This is a genomic window from Enterococcus sp. DIV0176 (assembly GCF_050528535.1).
Lineage (GTDB): Bacteria > Bacillota > Bacilli > Lactobacillales > Enterococcaceae > Enterococcus_B > Enterococcus_B thailandicus.
Genome location: NZ_CP172879.1, coordinates 241,187 through 256,917 on the forward strand (window position 1 = coordinate 241,187; position 15,731 = coordinate 256,917).

Here is a 15,731-nt window from a genome sequence, read left to right on the forward strand (position 1 = left end):
TGGGGATGACTGCAGAGTCTTTTGTTGGTTTGTCTTTGTTCTTTTTCTCAGTCAGTTTTCTAGAAGACTGACTGAGAAAAAGATTGATATTCTTGAATTTTTCAGTATGGCTGAAAAATTATGCTGTTGAATAAACAAAAGCAAAAAACTATTGATATCTTAACCAATTAAAGCATTCCCAAAGAAAACATGCTAAAATCGAGACAGAAATGATTTTCGTGTGAGGTCTGATTGGAGAGAAAATAATGAACATTGAAAAATTTATTACGGCAAGAAAGGCTGCCAACTTATCTCAAAAAGAAGTGTCTGAAGGAATTTGTACACAAGCAACATTAAGTAAATTTGAGAACAATGGTCAAGTCCCTTCGTTAAAAATTTTAATCAAATTATGTAATCGAATCAATCTTCCGTTAGTTGAACTTTTTTCTTCGATGAACGTGATCAATACACAACTTGATGAACAGCTAGAAAAAGCAGAGTTTTCATTGATTACGAGTGAATATGAACAATTGACACAGATTTTAGCAGCCATTGATCCCAAGGTAATTGACGAGTCTGAGCTGATTGCACGTTACTACTATCTAAAAGGATTTGAAATGATTTTTACGAATGCACCAATTACGGATGTGTTGTTCCATTTTGATCAGTTGTTGATGGCAGAAACAGCCAACACGTTGTTTCGTTTATTGGCATATACAGGTATTGGAATGGTCTATGCTAGAGAAAAAGAGTTGGAAAAAGCAGAAGTTTATTTCAATCGAGTGTTTGAAAAAATTTATACGTATCCGATTCGTACAACAGAAGATATCTGGCGGGTGTTAAATATCGTCTTTCATTGTGGTGTTTTTTTTGCGCAAGACGGTGATTTGGAAACAAGTGATGCACTACTAAATTACGCAATCGATATTTGTTCGGATAACCATTTGACTTATTACTTAGCACGAGCTGCTGCCCAATTAGCGAAGAATGCACAGGCTAAAAATAAGTCGAAGGCAGAAGTGCTCGAATTGATTCAAGATGCACTAGCTTTTGCTAAAATTAATAAAAACAAAAAATTAATTGATGAATTAAATCGTATGAAAAAAAATGATACTATTGATTAACGAAGGAAAAAATACTTATTTTTGTTATGCTAACTTTGAAAAAATTCACCAAAGATGATTAGGGATAGACGGGTATGGCAGCAAGATAGAGTAATAAAATAAAGTCGTAATTCTCGTAAAATACGTTACAAAGCATGCTTGATCTCCGTTTGTCGTTGCAGTATTTATTTTAAGTAGGTTAACCATCAAATAGAAAACGATAGTTAGAGGGAAATAAGCAACACACAAAAATGTGTTGTTTGTTTCCCTTATTTGTTTTTTTACAATATAAAATTTTATATTAAAATTACCTTATTATATAAAAAAATATATAAAATCGGTTGACAAATAAATCTAGCAGGCGTATCCTCTGATTGTGAAAACAGTAACAAAAATAAAAACTAATTACTCATATAATCCGTAGTTCAAGTAAAGAAGGTACAAAAATGAATCAGGTGATCGAAGAAACGAAAATCTGGCAAATGATGGGGACAACAATTACATTACAAGTTGGGCATGAAGAGCCTAGTCGATTACTAGCAGAGTTAGGCGAATGGTTGCACGTTTATGAACATCGCTTCAGCGCACATGATGCGACATCTGAATTAATGGCCATCAATCAAGCTGCTGGACGACAAGCTGTGATTGTACATCCTGAACTTTTTGAGCTCATCAAATTAGGAAAAGCACATAGTTGTGCAAGAAATAGTTATCTGAATATTGCTATTGGTCCGGTTGTACAAAAATGGCATATTGGATTTGAAGATGCATTGGTTCCAACAAAAGCAGAGATAACTGAGTTACTTCTGCTAACGGATCCACACCAAATTCAATTAGATGAAAAAATGAAAACCGTTTTTTTAACCAAACCAGGAATGATGATTGACTTGGGGGCGTTAGCAAAAGGTTACATTGCAGATAAATTAATTACACATTGCCGAGAGCGAAATGCAGCGTTTGCTTTAGTTAACTTAGGAGGAAATATCGTTGTTTTTGGTGAATCACCAAGACGTTCGGATGGTGCTTGGCGTATTGGTTTGCGAAATCCTAAAGGTTCACGTGAAGAGTCGCTTGCGGTGGTTAAACTAAGCAACCAATCTTTAGTTACCTCTGGAATCTACGAACGTTATCTACAAAATGGTTCGTCAGTGTATCATCACATCATTGATCCGAAAACTGGCTTTCCAGTTAAAAATGACGTAGCAAGCCTGACTATTTTGTCTGATTCTTCTGTAGATGGAGAAATCTGGACTACACGTTTATTTGGAGCATCTTCTTTAGAAGTGTTGAAAGCGCTTGAAGAACAGCCGGGTATCGAGGGAGCAGTTGTAACAAAAGAGAATCAATTCTTGTATACAAAAGGATTTGAAAAAATTTAGTACGTGCGAACAGTCAGAAATCGATGTTAGAAAGGAAAGAGAATGAAGATGAAATTTATTGGATTAGTAGGAACAAATTCAACGCGGTCAACAAACCGTGAATTATTACAGTTTATGAAAAATTATTTTGTAAATGAGGCAGAAATCGAAATTGTCGAAATCAAGGAGCTGCCACTATTTAACAAACCTGAAAACACAGAACTACCAAATGTTGTTAAAGAAATTGCTGGAAAAATTGAACAAGCAGATGGCGTAATCATCAGCACACCAGAGTATGACCATGCGGTTCCTGCTTCATTGATTAACGCATTAAATTGGCTTTCATATGGTATTTTTCCGTTTGTGGATAAACCAGTGATGATTACCGGAGCGTCTTACGGCACGTTAGGTTCTTCACGCGCACAAGCACATTTGCGCCAAATATTGGATTCACCAGAGTTAAAGGCACGAATTATGCCAAGTTCAGAATTTTTATTGGGTCATTCACTCCAAGCCTTTGATGAGCAAGGACGACTCATTGATGAAGAACAAGTCGCAAAATTACGTGAACTATTCAAAGATTTCTTGCTCTTTGTCACAATCACTAGTCAATTGCAACATGCGCACCAAGCAAATAAACGTGAAGCCGAAAACTTTTCATGGGAAACGATTTAATCGAGGGGAGCAAACAAAGATGAAATTAATAGGTATCGTCGGATCAGCAGCTGAACTTTCATATAACCGCAAATTATTAACATTTATTCAAAAACAATATCATGAACTATTTAATTTAGAAATCATTGAAATCAAAGATTTGCCTCTGTTCAATCAAGATGATGATCAAACAAATAGTCCTGCTATTCAACAGCTAAATCGCAAAATCTTAATGGCTGATGGGGTAATTATTGCTACGCCAGAACACAATCATACGGTTCCAGCAGGGTTGAAAAGTGTACTTGAGTGGCTATCATTTAAAATCCATCCACTTGAAAATAAACCTGTAATGGTTGTGGGTGCTTCTTACTACGATCAAGGAACTTCACGCGCGCAATTACACTTGCGCCAAATTTTGGACGCACCAGGTGTGAATGCATTAGTGATGCCCGGAAATGAATTTTTATTGGGAAAAGCAAAAGAAGCATTTGACCAAGAAGGTCGCTTGATTGATCCACGAACTGTTGACTTTTTAGGCAGTACATTAGCAAGTTTTGTAAAATTCATTAAAGTCGTGTCTACCTTAGCAGGGCCTAAAAAGCTTCCACCAGAAGATTTGCATGCGACAGGAACAATTGCTACGACAATACCCGATGTTGATATGTCAGATGATCATTGGTTGGAAAAAGCTTCTAAAGCAGTCGGTGCCGTTTCTGGAAATACTTACGTCAAATTAAATCGTGGGTTATTGACAGTGGATCAAATCAATTACTTTTTAGATTCGATGCCGATGGAATTAACTTTTGCAGATAATAATAACCAATTTTTATATTATAATTTGCGCCAAGAAGCGAAAGAGATGTTAGCTGCTCGTGTGCCCGGTCAGGTAGGGAATCCATTAGCCAACTGTCACCCAGAAAAATCGTATAAAAATGTAGAGTGGGTAATTCAACAACTGCGAAGCGGAGCAACAGATGCGGTACGTGTTCATGTACCAAAACAAGTGCCAGAAAAATATATTGTGCATAATTACCAAGCAATGCATGATGAAAATGGAGAGTATGCTGGAATCAATGAATACATTCTTGATTTCAAACCAATCATTGAGTGGTATTTACAACAAACGGGTCAACAACTTGTTGGAAATGAAGATGCGGTTTCAAGTGCATCTGTTCATGATGAAAAAACAGATGCAGTAACCAGCGCCAGCACACACGATGAAACTGCAGTAGATGCAGTTTCGAGTGCTTCTGTAAAATAAAAACAATAAAACAATCAGGACAGCGCTCAATTCGTTGTTTCTGATTGTTTTTTATTGGCGCGAAAAAGTTGTTAGTAGAAAACAGTTCCTTTTTTTAATATGAGCAATGATCTTTGGTATAATGAGCGATGAGTTAAGAAACGAAATTGCGTCATTCACAACGCATCATTCATAATAAGAGGAGCAGACACATGAGAAATATCAAACTAACAATTGAGTATGATGGACGTCGCTATCTTGGCTGGCAACGTCTTGGTGATTCAGATAAAACGATTCAAGGTAAAATTGAAGCTGTGTTAAAACAAATGACAGGTGAAACCATTGAGATTATTGGCTCAGGGCGTACAGACGCTGGTGCACATGCGAGAGGACAGATTGCTAATTTTAAGACAGAGTCAACAATGGATTGTTTGGCTATGTGTGAATTTTTGAATCGTTTCTTACCTGGTGATATTGTCGTTAAGAAGGTTGAAGAAGTGCCAGAAAGATTCCACGCTCGTTACAACGCAAGTGGGAAAAAGTACAGCTATTATGTTTGGAATAACCCAATTCCAACAGCTTTTGAACGTTATCACAGCTTTTATGTTCCACAAGAGTTAAATCTGGATGCGATGAACGAGGCTTGCAAACGATTAGTAGGTACACATGATTTTATTGGTTTTTCTGCCTTGAAAAAGAGCAAGAAATCTACAACAAGAACGGTTGAAAAAATTACGATTGAAAAAGATGGAAGTATGCTTCACTTTACTTTTGTTGGTAATGGTTTTTTATATAAAATGGTTCGAATTATGATGGGCACATTGTTAGAGATTGGTGCAGGAAAGATGCCAGTGGCTGCCATTGATGAGATTTTTGAACAAAAAGTGCGGAAAAGTGCGGGAGAAACAGTGCCGGCGCAAGGACTATTTCTTGATGAAGTGTATTATATTTGAGCTAGTTGTTAATAAAAAGAATCAACTAAAATTTTCAGGGGTTAAATAGTTGGTCGAAACTGAGAGGGTACATTAAACGCTTGATATTTCCGAAGTGATTAGTCACTTCGGTTTTTTTATTATTTATAAATAGTTATTTTTTAACTATTGAATATTATTTCAAAACAAACAATAAAAGAAATGGATTTCATTTGAAATGAAAATGATAAAAGTTTTATATCAAAGTTCATCTTTAGATATTATCAAATTATATAGTCGTGAAAAATAATAAAAAACGCTTTGAAAGCGGATTTAATAAGCGTTTTATTTATTATAAATAGAAAAAATGACACTTAAGATAAAAAAATACTATCTTATGAAATATTTTTTATTTTTGAAATATATACATATAATTTTATTTGAGGAGGGATAAGATGTAATAATATATATATAATTATGTTTTTTTGAAGTGTTTTTTTGATATTTTTATAACCTTAAAGTGTTCTTTTATTTAAAATGAATTTATTTAGCGATTTATTAAGATTGCGAGGTGTTCTTTTGAAGTATGGGGAATTAATAAAAACTATGCGTTTGGAGCGAGGAATCACACAAAAACAGTTAACTGATGGGATAACGTCTAGAACAACTTTGGCAAATTTTGAAGCAGGGATATCTAGACCCTCATTTGAGGTTATTGTTTCTTACTTGGATAGATTAAATGTTGATATTAATGAATTCTTGTTTCTAACAAACTCAAATAGAATAAATGATAAACAAACTGTAAGTAATTATTTTGAACAAGTAAATATCGAAGGAAACATACACAAACTAAGAATTTTTATAAAAGTTTTAGAAAAGAAATATTTAGAGAGTCAAGATATTTTTTATGTGTACATGTACGTTTATTCAAAAAATTTATTAAGTGAAAATTGTGATTTTTCTAAATTAGAAAAAAAAGATGAGAAGTATGTAGTGGAATTAATGGCTTATTTAAACAAGTGTGAAACTTGGGGGGCATTTGAACTTCAGATGTTCTGTACTATTTTATTTATTTTTCCTAAGGAATATATCAACCATAAAAAGAACTATGTTTTAAAAAAATTAAAACAATATACAAAATATAAAAATTACAGATATTCATCAAATAAAAATATCATAAACTTGGTTATCGTTTGTTTGAAATATAAGTTGTTTGAAATTATTCCAGAATGTTTAGCACTAATTGAACGAGATAGTAGATCGGGTAGAAATTTCTATGAATTAGTTATAGAAAGGATCCTAAAAGAAATATATGTACGTAGAAGAGACAAGACTAAGACGAACATAATTGAAATCACTTATTACATAGAGATTTTATCTATGTTCGATGAACAATATATGGAGTTAACGACCAAATCGGTCATAGAGAGGATTGGAATGCTTTTAACAGAAAGCAGTACTATCAAAAAACATAAGGTTTTTGATGAATAGTAATAGTATTCACTAAAATCAGGCGTGTCATTATTTTGTACAAAATAAACAAATGTTAACAGAAAAGGTTATTCTTAAAAAGTAATAAAAAGTATTCTTTGATTCAACAGAGCAGGGAAGAAATAAAATCATAGGAGGTGAGAAAATGACAGCATTTATTACTAAAATTGGTCTTTACTTGATGAGTTCTTGGAATACATTGCCATTACCATTTCGAACACTAATCGACACATTAGTAGGATCTGACATGGGAAAAGCAGTGCAAAAAGGATTGGAAGCCGTTATTGAACTATTAACAACATGTTCAATTTCTGTACTTAACCAAATTGCAAATTTACTAGGACTAGCTTAATTGTTATCTAGCTAATCAAAATTATAGGAGATGAGAAAATGACAGCATTTATTACTAAAATTGGTCTTTATTTGATGAGTTCTTGGAATACATTGCCATTACCATTTCGAACACTAATCGACACATTAGTAGGATCTGACATGGGAAAAGCAGTGCAAAAAGGATTGGAAGCCGTTATTGAACTATTAACAACATGTTCAATTTCTGTACTTAACCAAATTGCAAATTTACTAGGACTAGCTTAATTGTTATCTAGCTAATCAAAATTATAGGAGATGAGAAAATGACAGCATTTATTACTAAAATTGGTCTTTACTTGATGAGTTCTTGGAATACATTGCCATTACCATTTCGAACACTAATCGACACATTAGTAGGATCTGACATGGGAAAAGCAGTGCAAAAAGGATTGGAAGCCGTTATTGAACTATTAACAACATGTTCAATTTCTGTACTTAATCAAATTGCAAGTTTGCTAGGGTTAGCTTAATTTTAGCTTCTTCCCTGCTCTGTTGGATCAAACATACGCTCATAAAATAAAGGAGAAATTATATGTTTGCAGTAGCAAAAGAGGAATTTAGAAATTTAGCAATTAATATAAAAATGATACTATTAGTAATCTTAATAGCCCTTTTTAATTATAATATATCGAATATGCTGACTAGTCAATTATCAATTGATGGTATTCCAAAAGCTTACGCAGGGTTACGTATTATTTTCTTTATTTTAGGTTATCTGTTGATCTCTATATTTTCTCACAGTGTGTTAAATAAAGAAATAGCTGATGGAACATTGAAATTTATACTATCTAAAGTTTCTCGCGAGGAATTTATTGTAGGTAAATTTTTAGGGATTTTCTTTTTTTGGACAATGTGCATGCTGATAAATATCAGTATGTTAAGCATTTTAGGGGTCACATTTAGTTTTTATATACTGTGGATGCTGTGTAGTGCGGTTTCCTATTTTATTTCAATTGTTATGCTATTGTCTGTACTAATAAAGAAAGAAAATTTTAGCAATTTTATGGGACTTTTTGTAGGGATACTATTCCCAACAATAGGTCTTTATGTGACAGAGTCATCTAATATGTTAGTCAAGTACTTCCAGTATATATTTCCATATTTTTATCTATTAAAGGGTGGCATCTATATTATGATTCCATATATTCTTTCTTTTATTCTTTTATTATTCGTTGTAATCATATTTAACAAAAAGGAAGTGTAATCTTGAACCCTAAAATAGAAATTAAAAATATAAATAAATCTATTTCAAAGCATCATTTACTAAAAAATATAAATTTTGAAATAGCTGATGGTGAAATCGTCATGATCAATGGCAAAAACGGTTCGGGAAAGTCTACATTATTAGAAATAGTAGCCCAAGTTTCAAATGCTACTAGTGGCGAAATTGATATACCAAAGAATAAATATGATTCTATTGGCTATATGCCTGATACAGATGCTTTGTACAATCAAATTACTGGTCCACATTTTATGAAATATATGGCTTCTCTCAAAGGAAAAAAAATAAGAAAAAGCGAAATAGTAGATTTATTTAAACGTGTTAATTTGGAAGTTCCGGATAGACTCTTAATCAAAAACTACTCATTTGGTATGAAAAAAAAACTAAGTTTAGCTCAAGCATTATTGTTTGATCCTAAATTTTTAATTTTAGATGAGCCTACTTCAGGAGTAGACGAAGAGACAGTGTTTAAATTTGTAAATCTATTTAAGGAATTAAAACAAAAAAAAGTGAGTATGATTGTTTCTACCCATGACTGGCAATTGATTGAGTCATTGGCAGATAAAGTATTGTTGATCAATAAAGGAAAGCTAGTTTTTTATGAAGAAAACTTACTAACCAGTGAAGAAAGTAAGAAACCTATTCAAGTAACGGTAACTTATCCACAAACAAAAATTGAATTATTGGGAGAATACTTTGCTAAAAACAAAGTAGATTTATTTGATTTTGATTTATCTGAAAATCGTGTAGAGTTTACTTGTTACAAAAAAGATGTTTTGAAATATGTGCGGCAATTTAGCTCGGAATTACCTGTTGAAATCAAAAGTATCAAAATCAATCCTGATATTTTAAATCTAGTTGTTTAGAGTGAGTGATGATATGTTGATCTTATTCTCAATTTTAGAATGGCTTAATCAGTATTTAGGGCCGCTTGTTTCCATATTTATTACCACTTTTTTTGTCAAAACATTGACGATACCTACCCGAGTTTACAGGTACAAAAATAAATTATTAAAAAAAATAATAAAAGAGAATCAAGCACAATATCAGAAATCAACAAGTACAAAACTAGAGAATCTAGAGAAGTTAAATGTTGTATATTCTTGTTCGAGGAATGGAAGTACTTTGCTTAGTTTTGCATCTATAGTCTTTGAGGGTGTAATCATCGCAACATTTTTAAATGCACTGCACAAAATGAAAGACTATCCTTATTTGTGGTTTAATGTCTCAAAACCAGACGCGACTATAGTAGCTCCAATGATTTATTTAGTCATACTTTTAGTGGTAGGGTGCTTGAATGCAACTAAAATAGGTACAAGAAAAGAAAAATGGTTGAGTATCGCTATAACTACGATTATCTCTATCATCATGTTTCGCTTTTCACTTAAAGTCAACGTAGGAATCGTCATTTATTGGTGGTATGCAAGTATTTTTAATTTTTTAATACAAAATATGTTATTAGAGAAATATATTTATTCGTCATTTAGTAGTACTTATAAATATTATATAAAAAATATTTACCCAATAATAATATAAACATTAAGGAGAGAATAGAATGGACAAAAAAATTTTAACAACTATGTTAGTAGGTGCGACACTGTTAGCAACTAATTTAGGAAGTGTTAACTCTTTTGCAGATGTAGTATCATCTACTGAAAATCAAGTAAATACGCATGATCGCGTAGCAACAAATTCCAGAACGCTTATTGGTATTGCCAAAGGTACTTTAGAAGGAATGATGACTCCTTATATTGAAGGTGTACCCGGAACTGGTAGCTTGACTTTACATTATCATTCAGAAGATTTTGGTTTCGTTGACGGTGATGAGGCAGCTTTAACAATCAAATTACCTAAAGAATTTAAATATGCTGCTTCTGTACCAAGTTTTATTTCAGGAATTAGTGGAAAAATCTCAGTTACAGGTATTTTAGGAATGGGTGCTGAAGAAAAAATCACTGCTGCGAATTGTGAAATCTATGCTGATCGATTGATTATTAAGGCACCAAGTTCATTTTGGATTGGTTCAGGTGGTGTAGATGCACATATCACAATTGATTATGGTCAACTTTTAGCACAGTATCCTCAATTACCTATTGCGGATGCCCCTGCTGGATACCAAGTAATTACGCAACTGAAATATGCTGGTGCGATGTGGGATATTATTCATGATCCAATTATTGGTACAAATGATGATACTATTTATACCGATGAACACTCAGCTATTCTATAGTAGAAAAACGAAAAATATAGTTTTTCTATAATTTTTGACTAAATGTTTAATAAAAAATACGATGCTTATGAGCATCGTATTTTTTATTTTGGGTTGAATGAAACGCCCCTTGTTAACTTGAATCTATTTTCAAAATATAAAAATAGATTCATGATAACAAATCACAATCAAGTCGCTAAAAAGCTGTGCTACACTTTGGTTGAATAAAGATGAAAGGGGTTTCTTTTATGAAAAAGTTATTTTGTGTATTGGCTGTGGTAAGTGTTGGATTGAGTTTAGAAAAAGTGGTAGCAGCAGAGGAACAAATTCCAGAAAAAAATGGATATACCCTAGATTTTCATGATGAATTTAATGGACCAACTTTGGATCAATCAAAATGGAGCGATAAGTATTTGGAACATTGGGCAGATAATCCGGATGATGCCAAAGCAAATTATCGTTTTGAAGAAGGAAAATTGATTGAGTCTATTCAACCAGATCAAAAAGCTTGGGCACCAACACTAGACAAGGATAATTATGGATACGGAACAACAGGTGTCAAATCCAGTGCAATTCAATCATTTAATAAAAACTGGATTCATAATTTTAGTGGCAGCAAGAAGCTAATGTCTCCTATCTCACCTGAAAATGAAATGTTGGGGGATGAGAAAACTGGTGGGTATGCGACAACGTATGGTTATTTTGAAATTCGAGCAAAATTATCAAATAGTAGTGGTGGCGGCCATCAGGCATGGTGGTTAGTTGGTATGCAAAATGACACGAATGATTGGGAAAATTCAAAAGAAACAGGCGAAATTGATATTATTGAAACTTTTTTTGATTACAGTAAAAATGTTCAGCGACCAGTTGGAACAAAGAACGTTACAGAAGACAATCGCCAGAAAGGCTTATGGCAAGTATGCACATATGGTTGGAATGATCCTTTCTTTTCAAGATCGTGGACAGATAGCACGACAGCAACAATTGGCGGTGCAGAAGCTGTTGTTCCAGGAGCAGTTGGAGTAGATAGCTTAACTAATGAATTTCATACGTATGGTATGGAATGGGAACCTGGTTCACTGAAATTTTATTTTGATGGTCAATTGTTCAGGACAATTAATCAAGCACCAGATTATCCAATGGGGATGATTTTAAATATATACACAGATGCAGGATCAGGAAAACACAATGAGGTCTATCCTAAAGAATGGGCGATTGATTATGTACGGGTTTATAAAAAAGATGCGGGCTATGATATACCAAAACAAGGAATTAAAAATCGTGAGACAGGTGAATTTCTTAGTTTGGCTACGGAATCAGATAAGGTGATTCTGTCTACGACAAACGAAAATCTTGAAAAGTGGCAAATGATTCCTAAAGGTGAGTATTTTCTGATTAAAAATGCAAGGACAAATGAGTTGTTACACAATGAGCACCAAAAAGGTTATGTAGAACACGGCGTAGTGCCAGAAACGTATTACAGTGCACAGTGGAAAAAAGAAACCGTCGGTAATTACACTCGGTTCGTGAATCGTTGGAAACCGACACAAGTAATCCATATAGAAAATAACCTAGGCTACCTTGAATGTAGTCCTATTCACACTGGCGCTTGGAGAAGTCAATGGGAAATGATTGACTAAAAAGACCAAAGGAAATTTTGTTTTTTCTACGGGAAATGGTGAGGCTTATAAAATAATAAATAATATCAGAAAAAGGACGCGAGGAATGTACCGCCCAAAAAAATAGATTAAAAATCTAATGTTTTGGAAGTGGGTACAAAATTAGCGTCCTTTTTTTGCATCGCTGATTGGTAAAAATCGATGCGTTGATTTAACAAGTGAATAGAAACAATAGCAAATTTAGTAGTGTTATCAATTGGCATAACGAGCAATCAGATACTCAATCAAATTTAAAGCATTACCGAAAAAATAATTTAGTTGTTGATTTTCTGGCCCAGAGTCAACAGTACCACTTTCGACTAGAAATGAGAGATCTCCTTTTTTGGCATAACTGCTGTTTTCGTTAGCCGTAATCGTGATAACATGTCCACCGTAATTTTTGCACTCGTTCATTTTGATTAAACCATTTTGATTTTCACCAGATTGAGAAAAAGTAATCAAGGTATGTGGGGTTTCGTCAGTAACGAGGCTAATTTCCACTCCCTCTAAGTCGATTGCATAAATTTTTTTTAGTAATAATTTTCGGTAAGTATAATCAACGAGAAACTGGCAAAATCCCTCGCCAAACAGATAGATCTTTCTCTCAGAAAAAGCTTCATTGAAGTAACAATCAATTTTTTCCCACTCATGATTAGTTGTGACAAACGAAAGTTCTTCAATTTGATTGACTGAAGAGGCAGAAAACTTATTGGAAAGAAAAAAAATAAGTTCTTTGAAATTATTAAATCCTGCTCGTTTGGCTAGGCGGCTGATTGAGGAAGGCGAGGTGTAATTGATCTTGGCAATATTGCGAATATCTAAGTTTTCATCACTATGGATTGCTTCGACAATTTTTTCAATCATTCGTTCATCGTCTGAATGAAATGAGTTATTTGGGAATAAACGATTAAGATAATAAATTTTTGTCATTGAATAGTTCCTCTCTTGAAAATATTTTCAGTGTGTGAAAACGGAGCCAACCTGTTAAATAAGCATTGTATGCGCTTTATTAAGATACTATACTATGGCTATAAAGAAAGCAAATACAATTGTATGAATCTATTTTCTTTGATGAAAGAAGGTTAAGCATGAAAAAAGTAATTATCAATGCAGATGATTTTGGTTATTCTGCAGCTGTCAACGCAGGAATTATCAAAGCCTATCAAGATGGGGTATTAACTTCGACTACTTTGATGGCGAACATGTCAGGAAGAGACGGAGCGATTCAGCTTGCAAAAGAGAATCAGGGACTTGGCGTAGGTGGGCATCTTGTATTGACTTGCGGGCAACCATTGACACCTGCAACGTCATTAACAAATGAAGAAGGGCAATTTTATCATTTGGAAGATTATAAAAAAAATCGTCCGCTTATGAAAGAAGAAGAGATTTTCCATGAATGGTCAAGTCAAATCGATTACTTGTTGGAAAATGGTTTGAAACTAACCCATTTAGATAGCCATCATCATGTGCATACATTCCCAGAAAATTTAGCGATTACGCAACGAATTGCTGAAAAATACCAGCTATGCTTTCGAAACGCATTTGATTTGGAAAAACAAATCAACTTACCTTATCAAAAAAATATTAGTGGATTTCTTGATTTGATGAATTATCCTTCGATTCGTGATTTGAATCAATCATTTGCTGAAAATATGGCTGCTTGTTTGGCCGAGATCCAATCAGTAGTGGAACAAGTAGAAGATGATGAGGTGACTGAATTGATGGTTCATCCAGCATTTGTTGATGAGTCGTTATACTTTGGCTCAAGTTTTCATCTTCAACGAACCAAAGAAGTTGCCATTTTGTGTGCTGAACAATTAAAAAATTTATTGGATGAGCAAGAGATCACGTTGTGTAATTATCAAGAGATCTCAGCAGGTCGCTTGATTGTCAATCATTAGCAAGTAGCTTAGTAGCATAAAGCCAAACTAAAAAAGGAGAAATAGAATGAAAGAGAAAGTTATGAAGTCGGCTAGTGTTTTTTCTAAAGCAATTATCCAACCAGTGATGTTCATGGCTGTTACAGGGATTATTTTGTCTGTCTGTGCAATCTTAAAACTTGAGATGATGCCAACTTTCACCAAAGATGTCGGGAATTTTGTATTTAATATTTTGTCTTCAGGTATGATTGGCCAGCTAAGTGCGATTTTTTGTGTGGGGATTGCTGCAGCTTTAGCAAAACCAAAGTTCAAAACGGATGCCGCCATTTTAGGAATTATTACTTACTTGCTTTTCTTATACGCAAATAATTCATGGTTAACAATAACTGATCGTTTGGCAACCGCAGGTGAACAAGGTCTTTATGGAACTGGTCAAGGAATGGTCTTCGGGATTCAAGTCACAGACATGGGGGTCTTTTTAGGAATCTCATTAGGAGTGATGGTTGGCTGGATGGTGAATCGATTTGGTGAGATTAAGTTGCACCGGTATCTTTCACCTTACTCTGGGACAAAGTCTGTTTACTTATTGATTGTCTTTGTTACGATTTTGTTTGCAATGGGTATTACTTATGTTTGGCCAATGATTAATTTCGGTGTTGAAAGCTTAGTTAAGGCAACAACAACTGCTGGCTCAGCCGGATTTTTCTTTTATGGTTTCTTAAATCGTTTATTGCTACCACTTGGATTACATCATTTCTTATGGATGCCGATTTTTTATACACCATTAGGGGGAAGCGCCGAAATTGCAGGTCAAGTTTATGAAGGAGCTTACAATATTTGGCTGGCGGAATTGGGGAATGCTAGTCAAATCACATCAATGCATCCATCTATTGGTTATCTATCTAATTTTGGTTCGATTTCATTGCCTATTGGGATTGCTTTTGCTATTTGGAAAACAGCTAGAATCGAGAATCGTAAAAAAGTTGCAGCTATTTTAATTCCAATGGTTACAACGGCATTTTTAGCGGGTGTGACTGAACCATTAGAATTTTTATTTTTATTCTTGTCACCTGTTTTATGGTTAGCACATTCAGTTGTTTACGGACTAAGCTTATTTTTTACAAATTTAGTGGGTATCAATATCCAATTTGATACAGGCATCAATATGATTATCAACAGCTTTGCATTTCCAAGTCGGCTAGGTCATCAGTACTTGATTCCAATTATGTTTCTTGCAACGGCTGTCTTAGAATATGTCGTATTTAAGCAATTGATTGTTCGTTTAGATATTCCGACTTTAGGACGCGAGAAAAGTGAAGCTCAACTTGCGGCACTTGATGAAACAGTTGTTACAACAGGTATCGATAGCGAATTTGAGCCGCAAACACAAACAATTGTTGCTGGTTTAGGCGGTGCGGAAAATATTGAAAGCATCGTTAACTGCTATACGCGTCTACGAGTAGATGTAAAAGATGAACAAAAAGTTGACATCGACTTACTGAAACAAAAAGTGAAGGCGTCAGGTATTGTGGATAAAGGAAAGCATATCCAGATTATTATTGGGATGGGTGTAGAAGAAGAACGGGAAAAAGTAGAAGCGTATCTGACTCATCTAAAAGAAATGAATAATTAAGATAAATGGAGGAAAACAACA

General features: G+C 34.0%; 17 protein-coding genes. 16 read left to right on the forward strand and 1 reads right to left on the reverse strand.

Annotated elements, in window-relative coordinates; all coding sequences use genetic code 11:
• The first annotated feature begins 245 nt into the window (after positions 1-245).
• From IGJ66_RS01225 to IGJ66_RS01290, 14 genes are all read left to right on the forward strand, one after another.
• Positions 246-1,103, forward strand: coding sequence for a helix-turn-helix domain-containing protein (locus IGJ66_RS01225; RefSeq protein ID WP_067483235.1), 858 nt, complete (start codon positions 246-248; stop codon positions 1,101-1,103).
• A 425-nt stretch (positions 1,104-1,528) separates the two neighbouring features.
• The gene (locus IGJ66_RS01230) at positions 1,529-2,461 is read left to right on the forward strand and encodes an FAD:protein FMN transferase (protein WP_002339140.1); all 933 of its coding nucleotides are present in this window, start codon (positions 1,529-1,531) and stop codon (positions 2,459-2,461) included.
• 48 nt (positions 2,462-2,509) lie between these two features.
• Positions 2,510-3,115: an NADPH-dependent FMN reductase gene (locus IGJ66_RS01235; RefSeq protein WP_067483231.1), complete on the forward strand. Its 606-nt coding sequence runs from the start codon at positions 2,510-2,512 to the stop codon at positions 3,113-3,115.
• 19 nt (positions 3,116-3,134) lie between these two features.
• Positions 3,135-4,355, forward strand: a complete 1,221-nt coding sequence (locus IGJ66_RS01240) for an NAD(P)H-dependent oxidoreductase (RefSeq protein WP_430616699.1) — start codon at positions 3,135-3,137, stop codon at positions 4,353-4,355.
• Positions 4,356-4,546: 191 nt separating this feature from the next.
• Positions 4,547-5,287, forward strand: coding sequence for a tRNA pseudouridine(38-40) synthase TruA (gene truA / locus IGJ66_RS01245; protein ID WP_430616700.1), 741 nt, complete (start codon positions 4,547-4,549; stop codon positions 5,285-5,287).
• A 537-nt stretch (positions 5,288-5,824) separates the two neighbouring features.
• Positions 5,825-6,736: a helix-turn-helix domain-containing protein gene (locus IGJ66_RS01250; RefSeq protein WP_430616701.1), complete on the forward strand. Its 912-nt coding sequence runs from the start codon at positions 5,825-5,827 to the stop codon at positions 6,734-6,736.
• 145 nt (positions 6,737-6,881) lie between these two features.
• Positions 6,882-7,088 (forward strand): hypothetical protein, encoded by a 207-nt coding sequence (locus IGJ66_RS01255; RefSeq protein WP_430616702.1) that lies wholly within the window; start codon positions 6,882-6,884, stop codon positions 7,086-7,088.
• A gap of 38 nt (positions 7,089-7,126) precedes the next feature.
• Positions 7,127-7,333: a hypothetical protein gene (locus IGJ66_RS01260; protein WP_430616702.1), complete on the forward strand. Its 207-nt coding sequence runs from the start codon at positions 7,127-7,129 to the stop codon at positions 7,331-7,333.
• 38 nt (positions 7,334-7,371) lie between these two features.
• A complete protein-coding gene (locus IGJ66_RS01265; RefSeq protein ID WP_430616703.1) occupies positions 7,372-7,578 on the forward strand; it encodes a hypothetical protein in 207 nt (68 codons plus the stop codon).
• 62 nt (positions 7,579-7,640) lie between these two features.
• Entirely contained in the window at positions 7,641-8,312 is a 672-nt protein-coding gene (locus IGJ66_RS01270; RefSeq protein WP_430616704.1) for a hypothetical protein, read from the forward strand.
• A 2-nt stretch (positions 8,313-8,314) separates the two neighbouring features.
• Entirely contained in the window at positions 8,315-9,196 is an 882-nt protein-coding gene (locus IGJ66_RS01275; RefSeq protein WP_430616705.1) for an ABC transporter ATP-binding protein, read from the forward strand.
• A 1-nt stretch (position 9,197) separates the two neighbouring features.
• Positions 9,198-9,866 carry a YidC/Oxa1 family membrane protein insertase gene (locus tag IGJ66_RS01280; RefSeq protein WP_206909412.1) on the forward strand — a complete coding sequence of 223 codons (669 nt, stop codon included), beginning with the start codon at positions 9,198-9,200 and terminating at the stop codon, positions 9,864-9,866.
• A gap of 19 nt (positions 9,867-9,885) precedes the next feature.
• Complete coding sequence (locus tag IGJ66_RS01285; protein WP_430616706.1) at positions 9,886-10,560, forward strand: hypothetical protein; 675 nt, start codon at positions 9,886-9,888, stop codon at positions 10,558-10,560.
• Positions 10,561-10,787: 227 nt separating this feature from the next.
• Complete coding sequence (locus tag IGJ66_RS01290; protein ID WP_067483224.1) at positions 10,788-12,179, forward strand: glycoside hydrolase family 16 protein; 1,392 nt, start codon at positions 10,788-10,790, stop codon at positions 12,177-12,179.
• Positions 12,180-12,410: 231 nt separating this feature from the next.
• Here IGJ66_RS01290 and IGJ66_RS01295 read toward each other — a convergent pair whose 3' ends face one another.
• Entirely contained in the window at positions 12,411-13,127 is a 717-nt protein-coding gene (locus IGJ66_RS01295) for a MurR/RpiR family transcriptional regulator (RefSeq protein ID WP_075491851.1), read from the reverse strand.
• Positions 13,128-13,285: 158 nt separating this feature from the next.
• Here IGJ66_RS01295 and IGJ66_RS01300 point away from each other — a divergent pair, with 158 nt between their 5' ends.
• Both IGJ66_RS01300 and IGJ66_RS01305 read left to right on the forward strand, forming a co-directional pair.
• Entirely contained in the window at positions 13,286-14,098 is an 813-nt protein-coding gene (locus IGJ66_RS01300; RefSeq protein WP_430616707.1) for a carbohydrate deacetylase, read from the forward strand.
• 46 nt (positions 14,099-14,144) lie between these two features.
• Positions 14,145-15,710 (forward strand): PTS transporter subunit EIIC, encoded by a 1,566-nt coding sequence (locus IGJ66_RS01305; protein WP_067483218.1) that lies wholly within the window; start codon positions 14,145-14,147, stop codon positions 15,708-15,710.
• The last annotated feature ends 21 nt before the right edge of the window (positions 15,711-15,731 follow it).

What these genes read in the sequence shown, in the direction of transcription:
- IGJ66_RS01235 (WP_067483231.1), top strand. Translation starts at nt 2,510, where the DNA reads ATGAAATTTATTGGATTAGTAGGAACAAATTCAACGCGGTCAACAAAC.
- IGJ66_RS01255 (WP_430616702.1), top strand. Translation starts at nt 6,882, where the DNA reads ATGACAGCATTTATTACTAAAATTGGTCTTTACTTGATGAGTTCTTGG.
- IGJ66_RS01265 (WP_430616703.1), top strand. Translation starts at nt 7,372, where the DNA reads ATGACAGCATTTATTACTAAAATTGGTCTTTACTTGATGAGTTCTTGG.
- IGJ66_RS01240 (WP_430616699.1), top strand. Translation starts at nt 3,135, where the DNA reads ATGAAATTAATAGGTATCGTCGGATCAGCAGCTGAACTTTCATATAAC.
- IGJ66_RS01305 (WP_067483218.1), top strand. Translation starts at nt 14,145, where the DNA reads ATGAAAGAGAAAGTTATGAAGTCGGCTAGTGTTTTTTCTAAAGCAATT.
- IGJ66_RS01285 (WP_430616706.1), top strand. Translation starts at nt 9,886, where the DNA reads ATGGACAAAAAAATTTTAACAACTATGTTAGTAGGTGCGACACTGTTA.
- IGJ66_RS01270 (WP_430616704.1), top strand. Translation starts at nt 7,641, where the DNA reads ATGTTTGCAGTAGCAAAAGAGGAATTTAGAAATTTAGCAATTAATATA.
- IGJ66_RS01295 (WP_075491851.1), bottom strand. Translation starts at nt 13,127, where the DNA reads ATGACAAAAATTTATTATCTTAATCGTTTATTCCCAAATAACTCATTT.
- IGJ66_RS01230 (WP_002339140.1), top strand. Translation starts at nt 1,529, where the DNA reads ATGAATCAGGTGATCGAAGAAACGAAAATCTGGCAAATGATGGGGACA.
- IGJ66_RS01300 (WP_430616707.1), top strand. Translation starts at nt 13,286, where the DNA reads ATGAAAAAAGTAATTATCAATGCAGATGATTTTGGTTATTCTGCAGCT.
- truA (WP_430616700.1), top strand. Translation starts at nt 4,547, where the DNA reads ATGAGAAATATCAAACTAACAATTGAGTATGATGGACGTCGCTATCTT.
- IGJ66_RS01260 (WP_430616702.1), top strand. Translation starts at nt 7,127, where the DNA reads ATGACAGCATTTATTACTAAAATTGGTCTTTATTTGATGAGTTCTTGG.
- IGJ66_RS01225 (WP_067483235.1), top strand. Translation starts at nt 246, where the DNA reads ATGAACATTGAAAAATTTATTACGGCAAGAAAGGCTGCCAACTTATCT.
- IGJ66_RS01290 (WP_067483224.1), top strand. Translation starts at nt 10,788, where the DNA reads ATGAAAAAGTTATTTTGTGTATTGGCTGTGGTAAGTGTTGGATTGAGT.